Source organism: Microterricola viridarii (assembly GCF_900104895.1).
GTDB lineage: Bacteria > Actinomycetota > Actinomycetes > Actinomycetales > Microbacteriaceae > Microterricola > Microterricola viridarii.
In genome coordinates this window covers 585,014-607,729 of the sequence record NZ_LT629742.1, presented here as the reverse complement: position 1 = coordinate 607,729, position 22,716 = coordinate 585,014, and the positions used below count along the sequence as shown (strand labels likewise).

At 71.1% G+C, this 22,716-nt stretch carries 24 protein-coding genes and 1 pseudogene; 13 read left to right on the top strand and 12 right to left on the bottom strand.

Annotated features, from left to right (window positions below; genetic code table 11):
- Nucleotides 1–473: 473 nt before the first annotated feature.
- Complete coding sequence (locus BLT62_RS02870) at nucleotides 474–818, top strand: hypothetical protein (protein ID WP_083362705.1); 345 nt, start codon at nucleotides 474–476, stop codon at nucleotides 816–818.
- A 49-nt stretch (nucleotides 819–867) separates the two neighbouring features.
- Here the strand turns inward: BLT62_RS02870 and BLT62_RS02865 are convergent, their stop codons facing one another.
- Nucleotides 868–1,425 carry an Lrp/AsnC family transcriptional regulator gene (locus tag BLT62_RS02865; RefSeq protein ID WP_083362704.1) on the bottom strand — a complete coding sequence of 186 codons (558 nt, stop codon included), beginning with the start codon at nucleotides 1,423–1,425 and terminating at the stop codon, nucleotides 868–870.
- A 170-nt stretch (nucleotides 1,426–1,595) separates the two neighbouring features.
- Between BLT62_RS02865 and hisC the strand changes: the two genes are divergently transcribed.
- The 5 genes and pseudogenes from hisC to BLT62_RS02840 all read left to right on the top strand — a co-directional run.
- Complete coding sequence (gene hisC / locus BLT62_RS02860; RefSeq protein ID WP_083362703.1) at nucleotides 1,596–2,657, top strand: histidinol-phosphate transaminase; 1,062 nt, start codon at nucleotides 1,596–1,598, stop codon at nucleotides 2,655–2,657.
- Between the two features lie 49 nt (nucleotides 2,658–2,706).
- Nucleotides 2,707–3,717: an ABC transporter substrate-binding protein gene (locus BLT62_RS02855; RefSeq protein ID WP_083362702.1), complete on the top strand. Its 1,011-nt coding sequence runs from the start codon at nucleotides 2,707–2,709 to the stop codon at nucleotides 3,715–3,717.
- Nucleotides 3,718–3,762: 45 nt separating this feature from the next.
- A complete protein-coding gene (locus BLT62_RS02850) occupies nucleotides 3,763–4,740 on the top strand; it encodes an ABC transporter permease (protein ID WP_083362701.1) in 978 nt (325 codons plus the stop codon).
- 23 nt (nucleotides 4,741–4,763) lie between these two features.
- Entirely contained in the window at nucleotides 4,764–5,558 is a 795-nt protein-coding gene (locus BLT62_RS02845; protein WP_083362700.1) for an ABC transporter ATP-binding protein, read from the top strand.
- Nucleotides 5,552–5,968 (top strand): annotated as a pseudogene (locus BLT62_RS02840) (hypothetical protein); the annotation flags it as partial. The gene BLT62_RS02845 and the pseudogene BLT62_RS02840, both read left to right, overlap by 7 nt.
- Nucleotides 5,969–5,997: 29 nt before the next feature.
- On the opposite strand, the gene BLT62_RS02835 reads toward BLT62_RS02840, so the two are convergent.
- The 4 genes from BLT62_RS02835 to BLT62_RS02820 are packed head-to-tail and all read right to left on the bottom strand — an operon-like array spanning nucleotide 5,998 to nucleotide 9,353.
- On the bottom strand, nucleotides 5,998–6,783 hold the full coding sequence (locus BLT62_RS02835) for an IclR family transcriptional regulator domain-containing protein (RefSeq protein WP_083362698.1): 786 nt from the start codon (nucleotides 6,781–6,783) through the stop codon (nucleotides 5,998–6,000).
- 10 nt (nucleotides 6,784–6,793) lie between these two features.
- Nucleotides 6,794–7,966 (bottom strand): thiolase family protein, encoded by a 1,173-nt coding sequence (locus tag BLT62_RS02830; protein WP_083362697.1) that lies wholly within the window; start codon nucleotides 7,964–7,966, stop codon nucleotides 6,794–6,796.
- Complete coding sequence (locus tag BLT62_RS02825; protein ID WP_083362696.1) at nucleotides 7,963–8,625, bottom strand: 3-oxoacid CoA-transferase subunit B; 663 nt, start codon at nucleotides 8,623–8,625, stop codon at nucleotides 7,963–7,965. Before BLT62_RS02825 ends, BLT62_RS02830 begins: the two co-directional genes overlap by 4 nt.
- The gene (locus tag BLT62_RS02820; protein ID WP_083362695.1) at nucleotides 8,622–9,353 is read right to left on the bottom strand and encodes a 3-oxoacid CoA-transferase subunit A; all 732 of its coding nucleotides are present in this window, start codon (nucleotides 9,351–9,353) and stop codon (nucleotides 8,622–8,624) included. Before BLT62_RS02820 ends, BLT62_RS02825 begins: the two co-directional genes overlap by 4 nt.
- A 115-nt stretch (nucleotides 9,354–9,468) precedes the next feature.
- Between BLT62_RS02820 and BLT62_RS02815 the strand changes: the two genes are divergently transcribed.
- The gene (locus BLT62_RS02815; protein WP_083362694.1) at nucleotides 9,469–10,047 is read left to right on the top strand and encodes a GNAT family N-acetyltransferase; all 579 of its coding nucleotides are present in this window, start codon (nucleotides 9,469–9,471) and stop codon (nucleotides 10,045–10,047) included.
- A gap of 10 nt (nucleotides 10,048–10,057) precedes the next feature.
- Here the strand turns inward: BLT62_RS02815 and BLT62_RS17835 are convergent, their stop codons facing one another.
- From BLT62_RS17835 to BLT62_RS02795, 4 genes are all read right to left on the bottom strand, one after another.
- Nucleotides 10,058–11,104, bottom strand: a complete 1,047-nt coding sequence (locus BLT62_RS17835; RefSeq protein ID WP_172829616.1) for a hypothetical protein — start codon at nucleotides 11,102–11,104, stop codon at nucleotides 10,058–10,060.
- A gap of 104 nt (nucleotides 11,105–11,208) precedes the next feature.
- Nucleotides 11,209–11,490 (bottom strand): hypothetical protein, encoded by a 282-nt coding sequence (locus BLT62_RS02805; RefSeq protein WP_083362692.1) that lies wholly within the window; start codon nucleotides 11,488–11,490, stop codon nucleotides 11,209–11,211.
- Between the two features lie 68 nt (nucleotides 11,491–11,558).
- A complete protein-coding gene (locus tag BLT62_RS02800) occupies nucleotides 11,559–12,572 on the bottom strand; it encodes a serine hydrolase domain-containing protein (RefSeq protein ID WP_083362691.1) in 1,014 nt (337 codons plus the stop codon).
- A gap of 75 nt (nucleotides 12,573–12,647) precedes the next feature.
- Entirely contained in the window at nucleotides 12,648–13,514 is an 867-nt protein-coding gene (locus BLT62_RS02795; protein ID WP_083362690.1) for an SDR family oxidoreductase, read from the bottom strand.
- A gap of 136 nt (nucleotides 13,515–13,650) precedes the next feature.
- Between BLT62_RS02795 and BLT62_RS02790 the strand changes: the two genes are divergently transcribed.
- Nucleotides 13,651–14,829 (top strand): methyltransferase, encoded by a 1,179-nt coding sequence (locus tag BLT62_RS02790; RefSeq protein ID WP_083362689.1) that lies wholly within the window; start codon nucleotides 13,651–13,653, stop codon nucleotides 14,827–14,829.
- A gap of 260 nt (nucleotides 14,830–15,089) precedes the next feature.
- Here the strand turns inward: BLT62_RS02790 and BLT62_RS02785 are convergent, their stop codons facing one another.
- A complete protein-coding gene (locus BLT62_RS02785) occupies nucleotides 15,090–15,851 on the bottom strand; it encodes a DNA alkylation repair protein (protein ID WP_083362688.1) in 762 nt (253 codons plus the stop codon).
- A 36-nt stretch (nucleotides 15,852–15,887) separates the two neighbouring features.
- On the opposite strand from BLT62_RS02785, the gene BLT62_RS02780 reads away from it, so the two are divergent.
- Nucleotides 15,888–16,772, top strand: a complete 885-nt coding sequence (locus tag BLT62_RS02780; RefSeq protein ID WP_083362687.1) for an ornithine carbamoyltransferase — start codon at nucleotides 15,888–15,890, stop codon at nucleotides 16,770–16,772.
- A 15-nt stretch (nucleotides 16,773–16,787) separates the two neighbouring features.
- Here BLT62_RS02780 and BLT62_RS02775 read toward each other — a convergent pair whose 3' ends face one another.
- Nucleotides 16,788–17,411: a LysE family transporter gene (locus tag BLT62_RS02775; RefSeq protein ID WP_083362686.1), complete on the bottom strand. Its 624-nt coding sequence runs from the start codon at nucleotides 17,409–17,411 to the stop codon at nucleotides 16,788–16,790.
- Nucleotides 17,412–17,627: 216 nt separating this feature from the next.
- Here BLT62_RS02775 and BLT62_RS02770 point away from each other — a divergent pair, with 216 nt between their 5' ends.
- The 4 genes from BLT62_RS02770 to BLT62_RS02755 all read left to right on the top strand — a co-directional run bounded on the left by BLT62_RS02770 (nucleotide 17,628) and on the right by BLT62_RS02755 (nucleotide 21,765).
- A complete protein-coding gene (locus tag BLT62_RS02770; protein WP_083362685.1) occupies nucleotides 17,628–19,055 on the top strand; it encodes a DUF6421 family protein in 1,428 nt (475 codons plus the stop codon).
- A gap of 97 nt (nucleotides 19,056–19,152) precedes the next feature.
- On the top strand, nucleotides 19,153–19,872 hold the full coding sequence (locus BLT62_RS02765; RefSeq protein WP_083362684.1) for an SDR family NAD(P)-dependent oxidoreductase: 720 nt from the start codon (nucleotides 19,153–19,155) through the stop codon (nucleotides 19,870–19,872).
- A gap of 46 nt (nucleotides 19,873–19,918) precedes the next feature.
- The gene (locus tag BLT62_RS02760; protein WP_083362683.1) at nucleotides 19,919–20,140 is read left to right on the top strand and encodes an SCO4848 family membrane protein; all 222 of its coding nucleotides are present in this window, start codon (nucleotides 19,919–19,921) and stop codon (nucleotides 20,138–20,140) included.
- Between the two features lie 248 nt (nucleotides 20,141–20,388).
- Nucleotides 20,389–21,765 carry a hypothetical protein gene (locus BLT62_RS02755; RefSeq protein ID WP_083362682.1) on the top strand — a complete coding sequence of 459 codons (1,377 nt, stop codon included), beginning with the start codon at nucleotides 20,389–20,391 and terminating at the stop codon, nucleotides 21,763–21,765.
- A 102-nt stretch (nucleotides 21,766–21,867) separates the two neighbouring features.
- On the opposite strand, the gene BLT62_RS02750 is transcribed toward BLT62_RS02755, so the two are convergent.
- Nucleotides 21,868–22,698: a hypothetical protein gene (locus BLT62_RS02750; protein ID WP_083362681.1), complete on the bottom strand. Its 831-nt coding sequence runs from the start codon at nucleotides 22,696–22,698 to the stop codon at nucleotides 21,868–21,870.
- Nucleotides 22,699–22,716 lie beyond the last annotated feature (18 nt).

Sequence of the window (22,716 nt, the reverse complement as noted above, 5' to 3'; positions counted from 1 at the left end):
CGCCAGCGGCCGAAGCCAACAACCGGACGACCACGCCGACTCCCGGGCTTCGGCGGCTGCGCTGCTCGTTCCTCGCGGCGCGGCCGCCTCCAGCCGACGCGCATTGCCCCGCTGGCCGCGCCACAGCCGAGGTACATTGCCCCGCTGGTCGAGTAGGCCCGCCAGGGCCGTATCGAGACCCGGCTTCCGGCGTGCGACAGTGCGCAGTACGAGGTCTCGATACGCTCGTTCCTCGCTACTCGACCAACGGGATCGGGGCGGGACGGTGCGGGTCTCCTCCCGTTGGCTCGAGGGAGCGCCAGCGACCGAAGCCAACAACCGCACGACCACGCCCGCTCCCGGGCAGCGGCGGCTCCGCTGCTCGTTCCTCGCGGCGCGGCCGCCTCAGCCGACGTGCATTCCCACTGCGCCCGCCCAGAACTGGGGCCGCGGCGCCGCCGGGCCGGGCGGAGGGCGCCGCTAGCGTGGGTGGAATGTCTGAACTTCGCCCCGTCCGTGTCTGGGACATCGTCCTCTCCGCCGTGCTCGTGCTGGCCCTGCTCGCGGCGACCCTCACCGCGCTGTCGATCGGCATCTTCCTGCCGATGGCCTCCGACGGTTGCGGCCAGGGCTGCAACATCGGCCAGATCGAGGTCGGCGTCATCCTGGCCCTGGCGCTGCCGATCGTGGCGGCTCTCGCGGCGATCGTGATCACGATCGTGTTCCTGGTGAAGCGCCGGCTGGCCTTCTGGGTGCCGCTGGCCGGAATCGGCGGTGTGGTCGTCGGGCTGCTCATCGGCGCTGCCCTGGTTATGACTGCGATCCCCAACTTCTTCTAGGTTTCGACAAGCTCAACCAGCGGGGTGGGCTCAACCAGCGGCAGCAGGCTCACCCAGCGGGGGCGGCGGGCTCGGCCCGAGTCGGCGACCCTGCGGCGTCGTGGTGCGGGGCGGTGCGGCGTCGGTCGGGCGTCGACCGCTCGGCGGCCGCGGCGGCGAACAGCGGCATCACCTTGTTCTCGAACTGGGTCTCCAGCACGATCGAGCTGCGAGTGCGGGTGACCGCCTTCGACTGCATGATGGCGTCGAACACGCGCTGCAGATCGGAGTTGGAGCGCGCCACCATGCGGATCACCACGTCGCTGTCGCCGGATGTCGTGTACATGTCGATCACCTCGGGGATCTGTCGCAGCGACTCGAACGCCACCGCGTAGCCGACGCCCTGGTCGAGCTCGACGTGGGTGATCGCCGAGACCGGGTAGCCGAACGCCGCCGGGTTCAGCCGCGGCTCGATGCGCTCGATGACGCCGTTCTCGTGCATCCGGCTGAGCCGGGCCTGCACCGTGATCCTGGCCACCCCGAGGCGCCGCGACGCCTCGACGACACTGACGCCGGGTTCCTCGGCGAAGAGTTTGACGATCGCATAGTCCAAAGCGTCAACGCTCATGATCTACCTGCCAACTTGTCACACATCTATGGGCAACTACGTCGCAGATACTACAGCTTGTTCGGTAATCCACATCCAATTTGCATGGTCGTTCTGATTCGAACTACGCTCACTCATCACGTCGCCGTTGACGCAGAAGTCACGGCCCAGTACCCAGAAGGTCGTGAGTCATGGTTCGGCAGCGCGAGGTCATTGCGGAGTTGCCCGCGTACAAGCAGGGCGCGACGCCGTCCAGCGCCGACGTGTTCAAGCTGTCGTCGAACGAGAACCCGTTCCCGCCGCTGCCCTCCGTCGTGGCATCCGTCGTCGAGGCGCTCAGCACGATCCACCTCTACCCGGCGATGTCGGCACCCGCCATCAGCCAGCGCGTGGCCGAGAAGTTCGGCGTCGACGTCGACAACGTGGCATTCGGCGCCGGCTCGGTCGAGGTCGCGGCGCAGCTGATCCAGGCCAGCGCGGGCACCGGCGACGAGGTCATCTTCGCCTGGCGCTCCTTCGAGGCCTACCCGATCCTCGTGACCGTGGCCGGCGCCACCCCGATCGCAGTGCCACTGACGGCCGACGACGCGCACGACCTCGACGCGATGGCGGATGCCATCACCCCGCGCACCCGGCTGATCTTCGTCTGCAACCCGAACAACCCCACCGGAACCGGCGTCACCCGGGCCGAGCTGGAGCGCTTCCTCGAGCGCGTCCCCGCCGACGTGCTCGTCGTCATCGACGAGGCCTACGTGCACTTCAACCGCGACGAGAACACCGCGGAGGGCATCGACTTCTTCCGCCGCTACCCGAACATCGCCGTGCTGCACACGTTCTCGAAGGCGTACGGCCTGGCCGGCCTGCGCCTCGGCTACGCCATCGCCCAGCCCACCGTCGCCGCCAACCTGCGCCGGGTGGCCGTGCCGTTCGCGGTCACGGACCTCGCCCAGCGCGCGGCCGTCGCCTCGCTCGACGCCGAGGCCGAGCTCGGCGAGCGCATCGACCAGATCATGGCCGAGCGCGGCCGCGTATCCGCCGAGCTCGCGGCGGGCGGGTGGAAGCACTCGGACTCGCTCGCCAACTTCGTCTGGCTGCGCACCGGCGCCCAGACAGACGACGTGAACGCGGCGCTCACCGAGCACGGCGTGCTCGCCCGCGCCTGGCCCGGCGAGGGCATCCGCGTGAGCATCGGCAGCACAGAGGCCAACAACCGCTTCCTCGCGGCGATGGCGACGCTGCAGCCCACGCCCTGACACTTCACCTCTCACAGCAATGCACCACCCGTTCAAAGGAGAACCACCCATGAAGCGTTCACGCGCACTGCTCAGCCTGGCCATCGTCGCCACGGCCGCAACCGCACTCGCCGGCTGCGCCCCCGCGGCCGGCCCCGGCGCCAGTGAGGGGGGCGAGTCCGGCACCCAGCCGATCCGCATCGGCATCAGTCAGATCGTGCAGCACGAGGCCCTCGACGCCGCCCGCGAGGGCTTCAAGAAGGCGTTCACCGACGCCGGCTACGTCGACGGAACCGACGTCATCTACGACGAGCAGAACGCCCAGGGCGAGCAGGCCACCGCCACGACCATCGCCGGCAAGTTCGCCACCGACAAGGTCGACCTCGTCCTGGCGATCGCCACGCCGACCGCGCAGGCCGCGGCACAGGCCATCACCGACATCCCGATCCTCTTCACCGCCGTCACCGAGCCGGCCGAGGCCGGCCTCGTCGCCAGCTGGGAGGCCCCGGGCGGCAACGTCACCGGCACCAGCGACCTGAACCCGGTCGCCGAGCAGATCGCCCTCATCACCGAGGTCGTGCCCGGCGCCAAGACGGTCGGCATCATCTACAGCTCGGGCGAGGTCAACTCCTCCGTGCAGGTCGACATGGCCAAGGATGCTGCCAAGGAGCTCGGCCTGGAGATCAAGGAGGCCACGGTCACCAACTCCAGCGAGGTTGCCCAGGCCGCCGACTCGCTCAAGGGCGTCGATGCGATCTACATCCCCACCGACAACCGCGTGACCGAGGGCCTCGAGGCCGTCATCCAGTTCTCCGAGGCCAACGGCGTTCCGCTGTTCGGCGCGGAGGGCGGCCAGGTCACCCGCGGCGCCATCGCCACCTACGGCATCAACTACTCCGACCTGGGCTACCAGACCGGCCTGATGGCGATCCGCATCCTCGAAGAGGGCGCCGACCCGGCCAGCATGGCCGTTGAGACCCTCGACACCCTCGAGGTCATCATCAACCCGGCCGCCGCGGAGCGCATGGGTGTCACCCTGCCCGCCTCCCTCGTCGACCGTGCAGACCAGGTCATCGAGTAACACGGCCTCCGCCACCAACGAATCACCTTCACGAAGGACATTGAGATGAATGCGGCGATCGAACTCGGTCTGCTCTACGGCGTCATGGCGCTCGGGGTGTACCTCACTTTTCGGGTACTGAACTTTCCCGACCTCACCGTCGACGGCAGTTTCACGACCGGTGCTGCGGTCGCCGCATCACTCATCCTCCAGGGCGTGCCAGCCCCTGTCGCCACCCTCGCGGGGGCGGCGTCAGGGCTGGTCGCCGGCACCGTCACCGGCCTGCTCTACACCAAGGGCAAGATCGACGGCCTGCTCGCCGGCATCCTGACCATGATCGCCCTCTGGTCGATCAACCTGCGCATCATGGGCAAATCCAACCTGCCGCTGCTGCGCGAGGAGACCGTCATGACGCCGCTGCGCGAGAATGGCCTGATCGGCGGCCCCGGGGCGATCCTCGTCTTCGCGATCCTCGTTCTCGTGATCAAGTTCGCCATCGACTGGTTCCTCGGCACCGACCGAGGCCTCGCCATCCAGGCCACCGGCGACAACGACCAGATGATCCGCAGCTTCGGCGTCAACACCGACGGCACCACGATCCTCACCCTCGCGCTCTCCAACGGCCTCGTCGCCCTCTGCGGCGCCCTCGTCGCCCAGTACCAGGGCTTCGCCGACATCAGCATGGGCATCGGCCTGATCCTGGTCGGCCTGGCATCCGTCATCATCGGCCAGGCGATCCTGTCGGGCCGCAGCGTCATGGTGAGCACCCTCGCGGTGATCGTCGGCGCCATCGTCTACCGCCTCGTCATCTTCTTCGCGCTGGCGGGCGGCCTCGACCCGAACGACATGAAGCTGGTCACCGCCGGCCTCGTCGTCGCCGCGCTGCTGCTGCCGCGCTGGGGCTTCCTCAAGAAGCTGCCGCGCCTGCGGATCGGCGGCGGCCGCTCGACCTTCGAGATGCCGGATGCCGCGGCGCCCGCCTCGTCCGATGCCGCCGCCGCCGAGCCCGAGCCCGAGCTCGCCTCGACCGCCTCCGCCAAGTAGCCCAGAGTTCCAGAGGAATCGACATGCTGAAGATCGACAACATCTCCAAGACCTTCTTTGCGGGCACGGTCAACGAGCGCAAGGCGCTCAGCGAGGTCTCGCTCGAGCTGAACGCCGGCGACTTCGTCACCGTGATCGGCAGCAACGGCGCCGGCAAGTCCACGCTGCTCAACACCATCTCGGGCAAGCTCGGCGTCGACACCGGCACCATCTCGATCGATGGCCGCAACGTCAGCAGGCTCAAGGACTACGCCCGCGCCGCCTACATCGGCCGCGTGTTCCAGGACCCGATGGCCGGCACCGCGCCGACGCTCAGCATCGAGCAGAACCTCGCGCTCGCGCTGCGCCGCGGCAAGTCGCGCGGCCTCGGCCGGGGCGTGACGCGGGCCCGCCGCGAGCAGTTCGCCGAGGAGCTGCTGGCGCTGGAGCTCGGCCTCGAGAAGCGGCTCAAGGCGAAGGTCGGGCTGCTCTCCGGCGGCCAGCGCCAGGCGCTGTCGCTGCTGATGGCGAGCTTCACCCAGCCGCGCATCCTGCTGCTCGACGAGCACACGGCCGCCCTCGACCCGCAGCGCGCCGAGCTGGTCACGACGCTGACGAAGAACGTCGTCGAGAAGGACAGGCTGACCACGCTGATGGTGACGCACAACATGGAACAGGCTCTGCGCCTCGGCAACCGGCTCATCATGATGCATGAGGGCCGCATCATCTTCGAGGCCGCCGAGGAGCAGAAGCGCTCCATGACCGTCCCCGACCTGCTGGCCGAGTTCGCCAAGATCAAGGGCGCAACGCTCGACGACCGGGCGCTGCTCGCCAGCTAGCCGGTCGTCGCCCGAGCGGCTTCAGGAGACGTGGAGGCGGCGCCGGTACATTTGGTTCAATGACTGTCACTCGCCGTATCCGCGTCTGGGACGTCGCGCTCTCCTCCGTGTTCATCCTCGTGCTGCTCGTGGCAACCGGCGGCTCCGCGCTGGTCGGCCTGTCCCTGCCGATGGCCGCAGGCGGCTGCGGCGAGGGGTGCAGCCCCGAGCAGATGCAACTGGGCTATGTCGTGGCGGTGGCGCTGCCCATCCTCCTCGCCCTGGTGACGATCGTCACCACGATCGCCTTCCTGCGCCTTCGCCGGGTCGCCTACTGGGTTCCGCTGCTCGGCACCGTCGCGGTCGGCCTCGGGCTCCTGCTCGGCTCCTGGATCTCGCTGAGCGCCGTTCCCCGGCTCCTCACCTTCTAGGGCGGCGGGGCCGGCGGACGCCGCGGCCGCTAGTGCGCGTGGAACGCGCCGTGGCCGGCGGCGGCGCTGGCCCGCGCCGCGACGTCGAGCAGGGCGTCCTTGTAGGGTCCGGCCAACTGCTCCAGCGACACTGTGGCGACGCTCGTCGACACGTTGATGGCCGCGAGCACCCGGCCGTCGGCCGCCCGGATCGGCGCGGCGATCGAGCGCAGCCCGACCTCGAGCTCCTGGTCGACGAGGCACCAGCCGGCCGTGCGGACCTCGTCGATCCTCCGGCGCACCGCCGCGACATCCGTCAGCGTGCCCGCCGTGATCCCGGTGGGCGGCGCGGCCGCCAGCACCGCGTCGAGGGCCGGCTGGCCGAGCCCGGCCAGCAGCACGCGCCCCATCGAGGTGGTCGGGGCGGGGAAGCGGGTTCCGATCGTGATGCCGACGCTCATGATGCGCTTGGCCTGCACCCGCGCCACGTAGACGATGTCTGACCCGTCCAGGATGGCCGCGGATGTCGATTCGCCGAGCTCGCGGCTGAGCTCGGCGAGGAACGGCTGCAGGAGTTCGGGCAGGCCGAGCGCCGAGAGGTAGCTGTAGCCGAGCTCGAGCACCTTGGGGGTGAGCGAGAAGCCGCGGCCGTCTGCGCGCACATAGCCGAGGTCGACCAGCGTGAGCAGGAACCGCCTGGCCGTCGCCCGGGTGAGACCGGTGCGGGCGGCGACGTCGCTCAGTGTGAGCTCGCGGTGCTCCGCGTCGAAGGCGCCGATGACGGCGAGTCCGCGGGCCAGCGATTGCACATAGTCACTGCTGGGCTTGGTCTCCATGTGCTTCAGGTTAGCGTTCGAGCACGACCGCGAGCCCCTGCCCGACGCCGATGCAGATCGCCGCGACCCCGACTCCGCCGCCGCGGCGGGCCAGCTCGTGCGCGAGGTGTCCGATGATGCGGCCGCCGGAGGCGCCGAGCGGGTGCCCGATGGCGATCGCCCCGCCGTGGATGTTGGCCTTCTCCGGGTCGAACTCCGGCCACAGCCGCAGGCAGGCCAGCGCCTGCGAGGCGAAGGCCTCGTTGATCTCGAGCACGTCGACATCCGCCCAGCTCTTGCCCGCGCGGGCCAGCGCCCGGTTCGCGGCCTCGACGGGGGCGATGCCGAACTCGTCCGGGTTGTTGCCGGCCACGCCGCGGCCGATGATGCGGGCGAGCGGGTCGATTCCGAGGGCGGTCCGCTCGCCGCCGACGAAGAGCATGGATGCGCCGTCGTTCAGCGGGGAGGAGTTGCCGGCGGTGACCGATCCCTGCGGCCGGAAGGCGGGCTTCAGACCGGCCAGCGCCTCCGGAGTGGACTCGGCCCGGACGCCCTCGTCGCGGCTGACGCTCGTGCCGGGCACGGCGGCGACCTCGTCGTCGAAAACCCCGGCGTCCCACGCCGCGGCGGCCAGTCGGTGGCTGCGCAGCGCGAAGGCGTCCTGTTCCTCGCGCGAGATGGCGAAGCGGTCGGCGAGCATCTCGGCGGTCTCGCCGAGCCCGACCGTCCACTGCGCGGGCATCCGCGGGTTGGTCAGGCGCCAGCCCAGCGTCGTCGAGTGCAGGGTCTCGTTGCCGGCCGGGTAGCCGCGCGCGGGCTTCGGCAGCACCCAGGGCGCCCGACTCATCGATTCGACGCCGCCGGCGACGACGAGGGATGCGTCCCCGGACTCAACCGCGCGGCTGGCCTGGATGACGCTCTCCATGCCGGAGCCGCAGAGCCGGTTCACGGTCGCCCCGGTGACGCTCGTCGGCAGCCCGGCGAGCAGCGCCGTCATCCGCGCCACATTGCGGTTGTCCTCGCCGGCCTGGTTGGCGGCGCCGAGCAGGATCTCGTCGATCAGCACCGGGTCGAGGCCGGCGTGCCGGGCGAGCAGGCTGCTGAGGGTGTGCGCCGCGAGGTCGTCCGGGCGCACCTCGGCCAGGCCCTTGCCGTAGCGCCCGAACGGGCTGCGCACGGCGTCGTAGATGAAGCTGCCGGTCATGATGCTCCCTCGATCGGGGTCGGTTCGGTCAGGGTCAGGCCCGTGAGCGCCTGCAGACTCTCGCGGGTGTTGTCGGCGAACAGCTCGCGGATGACGAAGCCGCTCTCGCCCACGTCGAAGACGGCGTGGTCGGTGTACACGCGGGTGACGCAGCGCACCCCGGTGAGCGGGTAGCTGCAGGCGGCCACGAGCTTGGAGGTGCCGTCCTTGCCGAGCAGGTCGGTCATCACGAACACCTGTTTCGCGCCGACGGCCAGGTCCATGGCGCCGCCGACGGCCGGCACGGAGCCGGGCGCGCCCGTGCTCCAGTTGGCGAGGTCGCCGCGCTCCGACACCTGGAACGCGCCGAGCACGCAGACGTCGACGTGGCCGCCGCGCATCATGCCGAAGGAGTCGGCGTGGTGGAAGTAGGAGGCGCCCGGCAACTCCGTGACCGGCAGCTTGCCCGCGTTGATCAGGTCGGGGTCGACCTGGCCGGGGGCCGGCTCCTCGCCCATGCCGAGCATGCCGTTCTCGGTGTGCAGGATGATCTCCTGGTCGCGCGGGAGGAAGTTGGAGACCAGGGTGGGCGCCCCGATCCCGAGGTTCACGTAGGAGCCCTCCGGGATGTCGCGGGCGATGCGCGCGGCCAGCTCGTCGCGGCTGATTCTGGTGGTCATGCGGTTGCCCCCGTCACTGCCGATTCCCGCTGGCCAACGAAGTGTCCGTCGCGCAGCCAGTCGCGCTCCGACACCTGCACGACGCGGTTGACGAAGATGCCGGGCGTGACGACCGTCTCGGGGTCGAGCACACCGAGCTCGACGATCTCGTCGACCTGGGCGACCGTGATGGCGGCCGCGGTCGCCATGATCGGCCCGAAGTTGCGCGCCGTCTTGCGGTAGACGAGGTTGCCCCAGCGGTCGCCCTTGAACGCGCTGATCAGCGCGAACTGGGCGCGGATCGGGTACTCGAGCACGTAGTCGCGGCCGTCGATGGAGCGCGTCTCCTTGCCCTCGGCGAGCACGGTGCCGACCCCGGTCGGCGTGAAGAAGGCGCCGATGCCGGCGCCGGCCGCCCGGATCCGCTCGGCCAGGTTGCCCTGCGGCACGAGTTCCAGCTCGACCTTGCCCGCCCGGTAGAGGGCGTCGAAGACGTGCGAGTCTGCCTGCCGCGGGAACGAGCAGACCATCTTCCGCACGCGCCCCTCCGCCAGCAGCGCGGCCAGGCCGACGTCGCCGTTGCCGGCGTTGTTGCTGACGATGGTGAGGTCGCGCGCGCCCTGTGCGAGCAGCGCGTCGATCAGCTCGACCGGCTGGCCGGCCCGGCCGAAGCCGCCGACCAGGATCGTGTCGCCGTCCGCGACGCCCGCGACGGCATCCGCAACCGCGGGGACCACCTTTGAAATCATGCCGAGCCCACCCAACCACATCGTCAGAATGTTTGCCAAACGCACTTATGTGCGCATGGCAAACCTAGCACGGCCCGAAGCCACGCCGCCCGGGTGCATCGGGCAGACTGGGGAGATGACCGCCGCCCCGTTCCTCATCCGCCGAACGACCGAGCAGGACTGGGCCGAGACGCGGGCGCTCCGGCTGGAGATGCTCGCCGACACCCCGCACGCCTACCTCGAGACGGTGGCGGATGCCGCGGCGCGCGATGAGGCGGGCTGGCGGGAGCGCGCGCGCCGCACGGCGGGGCCGGGCGCCATCAGCCTCGCGGCGATCCTCACCGGGGGCGAGGAGACCGGCCGGTGGGTCGGCACCATGGCGGCGATCCTGCCGGAGGGCGCCGCCGGTGCGCGGCTCGTGGGCGTGTATGTGGCGCCGGACTGGCGCGGGGCGGCAGCCGGGGTGAGCGGCGCGCTGCTCGCCGGCATCGAGGAGTGGGCGGGGCTGCACGGCGATGTGCTCACGCTGGAGGTGCACCAGGACAGCACCGCCGCCCGCCGGTTCTACAAGCGGCACGGCTTCGAGGAGACCGGCGCCGTGCACCCGTACCCGCTGGACCGGAGCAGGCTGGAGTTCGAGATGGCGAAGCCGCTGCGGGCCGAGCAGGCGGGCGGGGCCCGCCTGCTCGGCGGCGGCAGCGAGCGGCAGTTCTGAGCGCGGGCTCCTAGCTGGTCGCGCGGCGGCGAGCAAACAGCGCTGCAGCTGCACCAACGCCGAGCAGGAGCGCGGCGGCGGCACCGATGGCGCCCGCCTCCACCCCGGTCTCGGCCAGGGGCTGGGCAGGCGTTGCGGCCGGAACCACGACGGGCGCGGGCGCGACCGGCGGCACCACCACGGGCGGCTCGACGACCGGTGGCACCACGACCGGCGGCACGACAACCGGCGGCTCGACTACCGGTGGCACGACAACCGGCGGCACGACAACCGGTGGCACGACAACCGGCGGAACAACAACCGGCGGCACCACGACAGGCTTGTTCGTGGTGCAGGTGTCGGTCACCACGAACGAGGCGTCGGTCAGGGTCCACGCGGAGACGACGGGATACCCGAACCCGACGTACGCCATGGCGGTTGCCGCATCCACCGGCTCCGGGTACGCCATCGTGATGCTGCCGACCAGCGGCATGACGTCCGCGTAGGGCGTGGTGAGCCCGTGGAAGACCAGGCCGGGCGCCTCTTCGGGGTACTCCAGCCAGCCGATCCCGTCTGTCGAGGCGCTCTCGTCGCTCATCGGCACCGCAGCGGCGTCCGGTCCGGAGAGGAGCGCGCTGTAGCTCTCAACCATGTCGGTGTGCCAGGAGATGACCTCGAGGAGGTCGTAGGAGTAGCTGAAGCTCGAGACCGTGCGCGTGCAGTTCTGCGGTGTCGCCGGAAGCAAGAAGAGGTTGTCGACGAAGCCCCCGTCGCTCGTGTCTCCGCTCGGATCCGCCCCCGACGCGTCCGAGACGATGTGGGGGAACGAGATCGGCCCGGCGGGCGCGATCGCGCCGGTGGAGTACCAGGCCTCCTGCATCCCGTCGATGAACGGGTTGAGGCTCGGGTCCATCGGCGCGACGCTCGCGGCGGCGACCGTGTGCGTGGTGACCGTTGCAATGGTGTCAGCGGGCTCGGCGGATGCCGGGGCGACGGCGGCCAAGGCCAGGGCGGTGGCAGCAGCCACCCCCGGCAGAACGACGTGGCGCAGGGAGATCCCCGTGGATTGCGTAGGCATGCCGCCACGCTACGCAGCCGGTTCGGCGAAGTCAGGGGACCTAGGCCCCCAGTTCGCCGCCCGCCTCTGGAGGCAGCTGCCGTGGTCCCGAGCGCCGGGGAGCGCTAGATCTCGTCGAGGATCTCCGCCCGTTTGGCCTCGTACTCCGCCACGCTGAGCAGCCTGCGCGCGCTCAGGTCCTCGAGCTCGGCCAGGCGCGCGGCACGCAGCTCGGCCGGTTCCGGTTGCGCCGCGGGCGCGTGCCCCGGCTCGGCCGTGAACGCCGGCGATGCCGGCGCCGCACGCCGGGCGAGGTACACGCCCAGGAAGATGATGCCGACCGCCCCGGCCGCCATCACGAGGAGCACGGCCAGAATGACGAGCAGGTGCCAGCCCGAAAGCGCCATCGCGCATCCCCTTCGTTCGCGTGCCGCCATCCTAGCGAGACGAGGAGCGCGCGCGGCAGAGCTGCCGACTAGCCGCCGAGGCGCTCGTCGAGCTCACGGATGACGTCCCATGCGCCCTCCTCGGCGTTGCTGAGCACGACGACGTCGATGCCCTCGTCGAGGTAGTGGCGCAGGATGCCGCTGGCGCCGGCGCTGATGCCGTCCTTGAAGTAGGAGCGCACGCTGCCGTCCTCGTTCATGTCGAACTCGAGGCCGAGCCCGTAGAAGGTCTCCTCGTCGTGCTCGACCTGCGGCGTGAAGAACTCGCTGGTGTACTCGGGGTTCAGCAGCACGCCGGTGCGCAGTGCCGTGAGGAAGCGCAGCAGGTCCTCGGCGGTCGCGTGCGCGCCGGTGTCCGGGCCGCCGATCGGCGGCGCCTTGTAGATGTTGGACTCCCAGCTGCCGTCCTCGGCCTGGTCCCAGCCCTCTGCGACGTTCGGGGTGGCGCCCTGGCGCTCGAAGAAGCCGCTCGACTTCATGCCCGCGGCGGCGAAGACGTCGCGCTCGATGTAGGCGCGGTAGCTGAGCCCGGTGGCCTGCTCCAGGGCGAGGCCGGCCAGCACGTAGCCGGCGTTGATGTAGTGGCTCTCCACGCCGGGCGCCTCCAGCGGGGCCTTCTGCGCGAAGAACGGCAGCAGGTCGCTGGTGCGGGAGATCGAGTAGTTGGGGGTGTCGACGTAGAGCTCGGCGTAGTCCTCGCCGGCGGCCTCGTCGGCGTCATCCGCGAGCCCGCTGGTGTGGGTGAGCAGGTGCAGCAGGGTGACGTCACGGCCGATGGTGGTGCCGGTCAGGTCGACGTAGTCGTGGATGGAGGCCTCGAGATCGAGCCGACCGGCCACGACCTGCTGCAGCACGCCGACGCTGGTGAACAGCTTGGTGATCGCGGAGGTGTCGAACCGGGTGTCCACCCGGTTGGCGACGCCCCAGCGCTGTGTGGCCAGGCCGCTGGCGGCCTCGAAGAGAGTCTGGTCGCCCTTCCGCACAAGCACGACGCCCGAGAACTCGATGTCGGCCAGGAACTCATTCAATCCGGTGATATCCACGCTTCAAGTGTAGAGACACCTGGCCAGGCCGGTTCCGCGTGGCGCCGGGCACCGGTCTCGGCTGCGGCCTCTGACTCAGGGGCGGCTGCCGCCGTGCTCGCCGCTGCGCTCCCGGCCCGTGAACCCGGCCATCGAGCGGTAGACGCCGAACACCTCGGCCACGGCGTCCCAGACCCGCACAGGCAGCACGCCGCGCAGCGCCTTGGAGAGCCCGACCGACCAGGGCAGCAGCAGCTGCGGCTTGCCGGCCAGCATGGCGCGCCAGACCCGGTCGACGACGTATTCGGGGGTGAGCACGGGCGTGAGCAGCGGCCCGCGGGCGCCGGCGAACATGCCGGTCGAGATGTAGCTCGGGCACACCGTCGTCACCCGCACGTTGCCGTGGTCCTCCTGCTCGAGCTCGAGCCGCAGCGAGTCGCTCCAGCCGATGAGGGCCGCCTTCGAGGCGGCGTAGACGCTCATCCGCGGGTTCGACAGGGTGCCGGCGGCCGAGGCGATGTTCACGATGCGCGCCGCCCGATACGGGTTCGCCATCATGCCGGGCAGAAATTCACGGGTCGTGTACATCGGCGCGAGCGCGTTGATCTGCACCGTCGGCCGGGTGTCCTCGCCGTTGTCGCTCTGCCAGAAGAACTGGTTGCCGCGCACGATTCCGGCATTGTTGATGAGCACGTCGGGGTTGCCCACCTCGGTGCGCACCCGCTGGGCCGTCTGCGCGATCGCGCCGAGATCGGCGAGGTCGATCACGTAGGAGTGCACGCGGGTGCGGCCCTGCGATTCCCCGCCGAGCTCCTTGACGGTGCGGGCGAGTGCCGCGGCATCCCTGTCCCAGAGGACGACGGATGCCGCCCCCTCTGCCACTGCGCGCTCGGCGTAGAGGCGGCCCATGCCGCTGGCGGCTCCGGTGATGAGAACGCGGGCACCGCGAACAGTTCGGGACATGGCCCCATTCTCGCAGGTGCCGCGCCGGCCCCAGCTCGGGCTGGGATACTCGATGGCACGGTGGGTCCTCCGCCGACACGATTTTCTCGCGCTCGCGCGGGGCCGCCCGCGGCCGCCGCCGCGCAGATTGGCCACCATGCCCAGCACTGAGTCCACGCCCCTCGACCGGCAGGCCGAGCCCGCCCGCGTGAGCTGGCTCGAGGGCGGCGAGCGGCACACGGCGCTCTGGCGCTCGGAGAGCGGCTGGCCGGTTCCGGCGCGCGTGGCCATCGCCGACGAGCGGATGCCGGCCGCCGAGGCCCACCGCCTGGTGTCCGAGGGCACGGCGCTGCTCTGGCGCGGCGACTACCAGGCCGCCCGCCAGCTGCTGCGGGCGCTCGCGGCCCGCATCGACAAGGGCAACCGCCGCCCGCCGCGGGATCTCTCACTGGCCTTCCGCCAGCACCGCGAGCAGAGCTTCCACCGGGCGCAGCTGCTCGGCCTGCTGCTTGTGCCGCTGGACGCCGGCCACGCGGTGCCGCTGCGGCGCGCGCCGGACGTGCGCGAGGCGTGCGTGGAGGTGTACGGACCAGTCGACGCCGCGCAGGACTCGCTCGTCTCATTGCGCGAACTGCTCGGCGTGATCGGCTCGCACGAGTGGCGCCGCCGCGGCGTCGAGGTGCCGGAGTTGGACGCGCCGGGCCTGCCCGGGCGCATCCACCCGCACTACGGCGTCTTCGCGCCGGTGCGCGGCGAGTACCTCGAGCTCGTGGCGAGCGCCCCGCTGCCCGAGGTGAGCCGCGCGATGGACATCGGCACCGGAACCGGGGTGCTCGCCGCGATTCTCGCGCGGCGCGGCATCCGCAGCGTGACGGCGACCGACCTGGACCCGCGCGCCATTGCCTGCGCCCGCGAGAACCTGGACCGGCTGGGGCTGGCCGAGCAGGTCGAGGTGGTCGAGGCCGACCTGTTCGCGCCGGGGCTCGCCGAGCTGATCGTCTGCAACCCGCCGTGGCTGCCGGTCGAGGCGCGGATCCCGAGCGACTACGCCGTGTACGACCCGGAGAGCCGGATGTTGCGCGGCTTCCTCGGCGGGCTGGCCGCGCACCTGGCGCCCGGCGGCGAGGGCTGGCTGGTCATCTCGGACCTGGCCGAGCGCCTCGGGCTGCGCTCGCGCGGCGAGCTGCTCGACCTGATCGAGGACTCGGGCCTGCGCGTGATCGAGCGCCACGACACTCGCCCGACGCACGGCCGCGCCAGCGACACGAGCGACCCGCTGCACGTGGCCCGCGCGGCCGAGATCACCTCGCTCTGGCGGCTCGCCGCGGCGGAGTAAACCCCGTTGGCTTGAGGGAGCGCCAGCGGCCGAAGCCAACAGCCGCCGCCCGACGAGCCTGCGCGGCGTACGCAGATGCCGCGGGCACCTGTGTCTGCCAAGACGCTCAGGGCTTCGGGCGCTGCGCTGCTCCTTCGTCGCGGCGCGGCGCCCTCCAGCCGACGTGGACAGAGGCGACCCCGCGGTCCAGCCCGCCAAAGCCCACGTTGGCTCGAGGGAGCGCCAGCGACCGAAGCCAACAGCCGAGCGGCGAGGCGCTCTCAGCGCAGCGCGCGGTAGTGGGCGCGCAGCGCGGGGTCGAGGTGCTCGGTGGCGTAGCTGAGCTCGGTGCGCGGCATCCGGCTCGCGTGCTCGTCGAGGAAAGCGATCAGCAGGCCGCGGTCCACGCGCTTGCCGATCTCGCGCAGCATCCAGCCGACCGCCTTCTGCATGAGGTCCTCGGGGTCGTCGCGCAGCAGCGCAGCCAGCTCGAGCGCGGTCGACGCATCGCCGCGGTTGATGAAGCCCTGCGTGGAGATCATGGCGACGCGGCGTTCCCAGAGCACCGGGCTCGCGGCCAGCTCGAACAGCACGTCCCGCGGCCGGTCGAACAGCCAGCCGCCGAGGATGCCGGGGGCCGAGCTGTCGACCAGGTCCCAGTTGTTGACGCGCCCCCGGCGCACGGCACCGAGGTACCACGCCGCGAGCGCCGCCCGCCGGCCCTCGTCGAGGCCGCGCGGCATGCTCGCCGTCTCGAACTGTCTCGTAGCGATGAGCAGCCCGATGAGGCGGTGCTCGTGCACGGGGCTCGCCAGCAGCAGGTCGAGTTCGGCCAGCGGAAGCTCGGCGAAGCGGCGGGCGACGCCCCGCAGTTGGGGAACCGTCACGCCCACGAACACGTCGCCCTCGCCGTACTGGCCCGGCCCGGTCTTGAAGAAGCGCTGGCTGGAGGCCGCCCGTTCCGGGTCGGCCAGCTCGGCGAGCGCCCGCTGCACGGCCGCAGCGCCATCGGGCACCTGTGGCGTGGCCGCATCCGCTGTCATGGCGCGACTCTACGCGACCGATGGTTGACTGGGGCGATGCCGCACTTCCTCGACCTGCTCACCGTGACCCGCGCCGAACTCGACGCCGTCCTCGCCCGCTCGGCCGAGTGGGCGGCCGGCAGCGCGGAGCCCCGCGGGCCCCGCGTGCGCATCGCGACGGTGTTCGCCGGGCCGGCCTTCCGTACCCGGCTGGCCTTCGACACGGCCATCGACCTGATCGGCGGGCACCGGGTCGACCTGCCGATCGCCCTCGGCGAGCGCGAGCCGATCTGCGACACCGCCGCCATCCTGAGCGGCGGGGTGGACGCCGTCGTCGTCCGCCACGGCGACGACGCCGAGGTGCGCGAGCTCGCCGCCCACTCTGGCGTGCCCGTCGTGAGCGCGATGACCGCGCTCGGGCACCCCTGCGAGGTCGTGTCGGAGGCGTTCACGCTGCGCCAGCGCCGGGGCAGCCTCGACGGGCTCGCCCTGACCTTCGTCGGCGCCGACACCAACCTGTTCCGCTCGTGGTGCGAGCTCTCCACCCGGTACGCGATCACCGTCACCCAGCTGGCACCCGCCGGGTTCGCCGCGCCCGACGCCTACCTCGACGGCATCCGGGCCCGGGGCGGCGCCGTCGCCACGAGCACCGAGCTCGAGGCGGCGTGCTCCGGCGCCGAGGTGCTCTACTGCGACGGCTGGCCGGCCGCGGCGCTGGAGCCCGGCGGCATCCGGGACGCATTCCAGGCGCTGCAGGTGACGAGCGCCGTGCTCGAGCTCACGGCCGCCGGCGGCGTGCTCATGCACTGCATGCCCGTGGCCCGCGGCAATGAGGTCAGCGCCGACGCGTTCGCCGACCCGCGCTCGATCACGCTCGCGGCCAAGGCCAACCTGGCGCCCAGCCACGCGGCGATCCTCGAGCACGCCCTCGGCCGCCTCTGACCCCGGCCGAGCCGGCTAGTGGATGACGGCGAGCATGGCGCCGACGGCGACGAACAGCGAGCCGAACACGCGGTTCAACACCAGTTGGCCGCGGGCGTCACGGGTGAAGCGCTGGAAGCTGCGTGCCGCCCCGGCGAAGAAGAACCACATCACCAGGATGTCGACCACCATCACCGTGACGGCGACGACCAGGTACTGCGGCAGCAGCGGCTGGTCGAGCCGGATGAACTGCGGCAGGAAGGCGAGGAAGAACACGATCGCCTTGGGGTTGAGCAGGTTCACCCAGAGACCGCGGCGGAACATCGACCAGGCAGGCTCGTTGCGCCGGAGCTCGATGCTCTCCTCGTCTGTCGAGGGCTTGGCAAGGAACTGCCGCACACCGAGGTAGACGAGGTAGGCGGCACCGGTGTAGCGAATCACGTTGAACGCGATCGGCGAGCTGGCCACGAGCACGCCGACGCCGAGCGCCACGATCACGATGTGGATCACGAGCGCGGCCTGCTGGCCGAGGATCCCCCAGATCGAGCGGCGGAAGCCCGCGTTCAGGGAGTTGCTCATCGTATTGATCGCTCCGGCGCCGGGCGTGAAGCTGATCAGGAGGGTGGCGCCGAGCAGGGCGAGCCAGAGCGAGAATTGCACGCGCTCAGCCTACGTCCCGACGGGAACGCGAGAATCCGCAGCGCAGCACCGATTCTCAGCGCGAGAACGGGCGACCACGCAGCTTCCTTGCGCACTCCCTCATGAAAACGCAGCGCTCTGCTCGTTAGCCTTGATCACACGCCACTTCGGCGCACACACTGCCGTTTGCCTGCACTTCGCATCGCGCGCGGCCGTCTACGAGGACGGGAGGTTCCCATGTCGAATTACATTGCACAAGCACTGGTCGGTGAGCCCGAGGTTGTCGAAGACGGCCTGACCACCGCCCTCGACATCGCGCTCGCCGCCGATGTCCAGAACCACCCGGCGTGGGCCCGCCTCAAGCAGGCCGCGATCGCCCTGCAGGGTGTGCAGGCACAGGACGGCTCGGTTCCGGATGCCGCGAACCACCCGGCCGCCGCCGAGAACGTCGCCACGCTCGTGGCCGCCGTGCGCGAGCTCGCCCCGCTGTTCCCGCACGACGCCGCCTACCTGGCCGCGCTCGCCATCGACTTCGAGCGGTGGAGCACCGGCGGCTTCGCCGTGCCCGACTTCCTCGACTCGCTGACCGCGTTCCAGCCGCAGCAGCACCGGGTCGACGGCCTGCGCCACCTCGTCGTGTTCCCGATGTACACGCAGAACGGCAGCACCAACCGCTTCGTCGAGGCCGTGCTGGTCGAGGTCATGTGGCCGGAGTTCATCGGCGAGCTGGAGGCCGGCGACTACGGCAACAAGCTGTTCGTGCCGCTGCGCTTCGTCGACTTCACGCCCGGTTACGACACCAACTCGGCCGTGCTGTTCCCCGAGTCCGTCGCGATGCGCGAGATCCCCACGTTCACGTGGGGCGCGATCTTCCAGGACCGCGAGGCGGCCCGCTACCGCCGTGTGGTGCGCGCGGCATCCGAGATCACCAAGCTCGAACTGCCGGAGGACGCGGCCTCGCTGCTCGACGACCAGAAGCTGGCCGAAGAGACCTTCGTGATGTGGGACCTGATCCACGACCGCACGCACATGCGCGGCGACCTGCCATTCGACCCGTTCATGATCAAGCAGCGGATGCCGTTCTTCCTCTACTCGCTGGAGGAGCTGCGCTGCGACCTGACCGCGTTCCGCGAGTCGGTGGCGATCGAGCGCGACGAGAACGCGAGCCCGGAGGCGCGCAAGCACGCCAAGCTGGTGCAGTACGCGGTGATCTTCGACCGCATCTTCCGCTTCGCCATCACCGGCAGCCGGGTGCGCAACTACGACGGGCTCGGCGGCCAGCTGCTGTTCGCGTGGATGCACCAGCACCACGTGCTGCACTGGACAGACACGCAGCTCGCCTTCGATTGGGATGCCGTGCCGGAGGTCGTCATCGCCCTCGGCGCCCAAATCGACGAGCTGTACTGGAAGTCGATCGACCGCCCGAAGAAGGCGCACTGGCTTGCCGCCTACGACATGATCGCCGAGACCCTCACCCCGAACCCGGCGTCGCACTGGGCCAAGGGGCTTCCGGATGACGTGCTCGCCGGTGCGCCGAAGGGCTACACCGACCTGGTGCTGGACGACGAGTTCCCGCTGTCGATGTTCTTCGAGGCGCTCGACAAGAAGATGAAGCCGGTCATCGAGTCGACGCTCGGCATCACGGGCAACTCGCCCGACGCCTAGCCCGCGCTCCGCGCCAGTTCGGCGGCCTCCGCGCCACCCGGTGTGGCGCGGAGGGCCGCAAAGTGGCGCGGAGGCCCGACTTCACTAGCCTGAGAGCATGAGCATGCCTGAGCCCGTCAGCACGTCGACCGCAGCGCCCGGCGTCGCCGGGCGCACCGTCCTGATCGCCGGCGCCACGAGCGCCTCCGGGCACGCCTGCGCCGCGGCGCTCACGGCGGCCGGGGCCAGGGTGATCGCCGTCGGCTCCAATGCCGGGCGGCTCGCCGAGCTCGCGGCATCCGTGCCCGGGGTCATCACCCGCGTCTGCGACCTCGGCGACTTCGCCGCGGTCACCGAGCTGTCCGAGGAGATCAGGGCGCAGGCAGCCGCGCACGGCCACAGCGGGATCGACGGGCTGATCCATCTGGTCGGCGGTTGGCGCGGAGGCGGCGGCCTGGCCGGGCAGAGCGAGGAGGACTGGCAGGCGCTCGAGGCGGCCTTCGGCACCCTGCGCAACACGACGCGGGCGTTCAACGACGACTTGCTGGCCTCGGACGCCGGCCGCCTCGCCATCGTCTCGAGCGCGTCCGTCGCGCGCCCGCTCGCCGGCGGCGCCAACTACGCCGCCGCCAAAGCGGCCGCCGATGCGTGGACCCGCGCCGTCGCGCAGGGCTTCGCCAAGGCCACAGCGCCCGAGCCCCCCACTGCCGCCGCCGTCATCTTCGTCGTGAAGTCGCTGGCGGGCCTGGAACAGCAGCTGGCCGAGCGCGTCGTCGGGCTGTGGGACGCCACGGCGGCGGAGCTCAACGGGGCGTACATCCCGCTCGACCCCGCGTAGGCGACCCGCCGGCCCCGGGTTTCACCGCCAATAGGCTGGACCCATCATGACTGTCTGGCTCTCCATCCTGCTCCTCGTCAACGCCGCCTTCAACGTGCTGGTCTGGCCCACCTTCTGGCGCCGTGTCTCCCGCGACCCGCGGGCGCGGGATGCCGCGGGCAAGCCGACGAAGTTCCTCACCGTGCACGCCGTGCTGATCGGCTCCGCGCTGGTGCTGGCCGCGGCATCCGCCGTCGCCGGAATCGTCGGGCTCGTCGACGCCGCCTAGGGCGCCACGGTTCCGGCGGCACGACACGGCCGGCTGGCCGCAGTTCGCGCGCTCATCGGGTGGAGGGCGGCCGCCGCCGGGCCCCCAGTGCTGGTGTCATTTGCCGATCGTCGCGCCGTGCGCGCAGACACGTGGATAAGCTCAGGCGGATCTCGCCGGAAGAGTCGGCGTTCGTCTGGCGAATTGCAGGCGAGATCTGTCTGGTTCGTTGCACGGGTGATCTGCCCCCTACGAACGGAACCACACACGTGAACCAGACCACACTCGTCGCCCGGCTTCGCCGCGGCGCCGCACTCGGGCTCGGAGTCGCCCTGCTCTCCGGAGCCGGCCTCGCCGTTGCCGCCCCGGCACAGGCCGACGCCGGCGTCACGCACATCACCACGGCCGACATCGGCGCCGTTCCGGGCGAAGCCGGCTGGCAGACCTACGCGCCCCAGGGCTTGGAGGACGTCGGCGGCGCGCTGTCCATCTCCTACTCCACCGCGATCACGAATACGCTGGACACGCCAACGCCCCTCTCTGACTACGCTGGCGCCTTCGCCGACGCGCGCGTCTCATGGACGACCACCGAGGACACCACTCCCTCCGCGCTCGAGCTCACTGTGCAGAACAGCGCGCTCGAGAGCACCACGCTCCGCTTCGTCGGCGCCGTCTCCGGCACCAACACCCCGGGCCTCGGCTCCTCGTGGACCGTCAACAGCGACGTCCCCGGGCTCACCGCCGGCACCCCGACGGCTCTCGCCACGATTCTCCCCGCGCTCGACGCCGCCGGCCTGACCGAGGTCATCAGCTACGGCATCTACTCCGAGCGGAGCGCCAGCTACCTGGTCTCGCTCGACGTGCCCGGCGCGGCGTTCACCTTCGGCGGCCCGCCTTCCCTCCCGCTGGAGGGCGTCACCGTCACCCTCACCGGCTCCCCCGTCGTCGGCGAGACGCTGACCGCAGCCTCCGCCGGCTGGCCGGCCGGGACCACGCTCAGCTACGAGTGGTTCTGGAACGGCGGCATGATGGGCGGCGGCATCGAGGGCGCGACGGGCACGAGCTACACCGTCACGCACGACGTGGTCACGCGCTTCCTCGGCGTCCGCGTCACCGGAACCGCTGAGGGCTTCTCCGCCACCGGGTTGAACAGCGGGATCACGGCCGCCGTGACGGCCCCGAGCGCGCCCGCTGCTCCCGCCCCGGCCGCGAGCTCCTCCGAGCTCGCCGGCTTCCTGGCGGCCAACGCTCCCGCCGGAGTGCAGGCGCAGGATGCCGCCGGCCTGCCTGCCGGATCGCTCAACGCCGGATCGAACCACGCCGCCAACATCACCTGGTCGGGTGCGGACAGCTTCGTCGATGTGTATGCGTACTCGAGCCCCGTGCTGGTCGGCACGTTCGCGGTCGTCGACGGCGCCGTCCAGGTCGAGCTCACCACGGGTCTGCTCTCGCAGCTGAGCGCCGGCGACCACACCCTCGTCGTCGTGGGCCAGAGCTCGAAGAGCGTGCAGGCGTACGCGCTGAACGTCACGGCCGGGCTGGCCGAGACCGGGCCGGAGACCGAGCTGCCGCTCGGCGCCGCCTCGCTGATGCTGCTGCTCGGCGCCGCGGCGCTCGTGGCCCGCCGTCGGAGCGCACAGCTCTAACAACGCGACCGCGCACACCGCTCTGCGCACAGGAGGGGCGCTGCCATTCGGCAGCGCCCCTCCTGCATGTCCCGGGCGCCGCGGAGCGCGGAATCTCGGTGGCTAGTGCATGTTGTCGTTGCCCGAGGCGTGCACGGCGTAGCCGTGGCAGCCGGCGTCTTCCCAGCGGTACTCCGCGCCGGCACCGGCGTCGCCGTTGAGGGCGAACTCCCACGCGGCGATCTGCTCGTCGTTCAGGTCGAGCGGCCGCGCCGCAGGGATCATCGGCTCGAGCGAGAGGGGGTCGAACGGGGTCTGGTACTCCGGGTTCCACCACTCCCAGTAGAGGTACTCGACGCCGCGCTCGGTCATGCAGTCGCGCACCAGCTGGTCGAAGGCGAGCCAGGTCTGGCGTTCCGTGGGCAGCCCGACCGGGTCGGCGGGGACGGGCACGGGCGGGGCCGCGACCGTGCCGGCGTCGATGAGCGCGAGGAGCCCGGAGCACCCGGATTCCTCCGGCACCCCGGTTGGCTGCATGAAGTTCGCGCCGGAGTAACCGATGAGCCAGTCGATGCTCTGGTTGTGGTCGAGCCCCCTGGGCTGCGCGCTGCCGCCCAGCCACCACGGCGCCGTCTCGTAGCCCAGGCCGAGGTCGGTCATGCACTTGCGCACGACGGCGTCCTTCGCGTACCAGGCGGCCTTGGCGACCGGCGTCACGTAGTCCGGGCTGGCCGGGTCGGTGTACGGGTTGTAGTCCGCCGACATCGGGTCGAGGGCGACGGGCTCCTCCGCCGGTACGGCATTCGTCGCCGCTTCGAGCACGGCCGGTGCCTCGGTGGACGCGGGGGCCGCGGCCTGCTGCCACGGGGCCGCCTGCGCCGAGAGCGCGAAGGCGGCCGCCGTCAGCGCGGCGACGCTCGCCACGGCGGCGATGCCGATGATCCTGCGTTTCATGATGTTCCCCTCATGGTG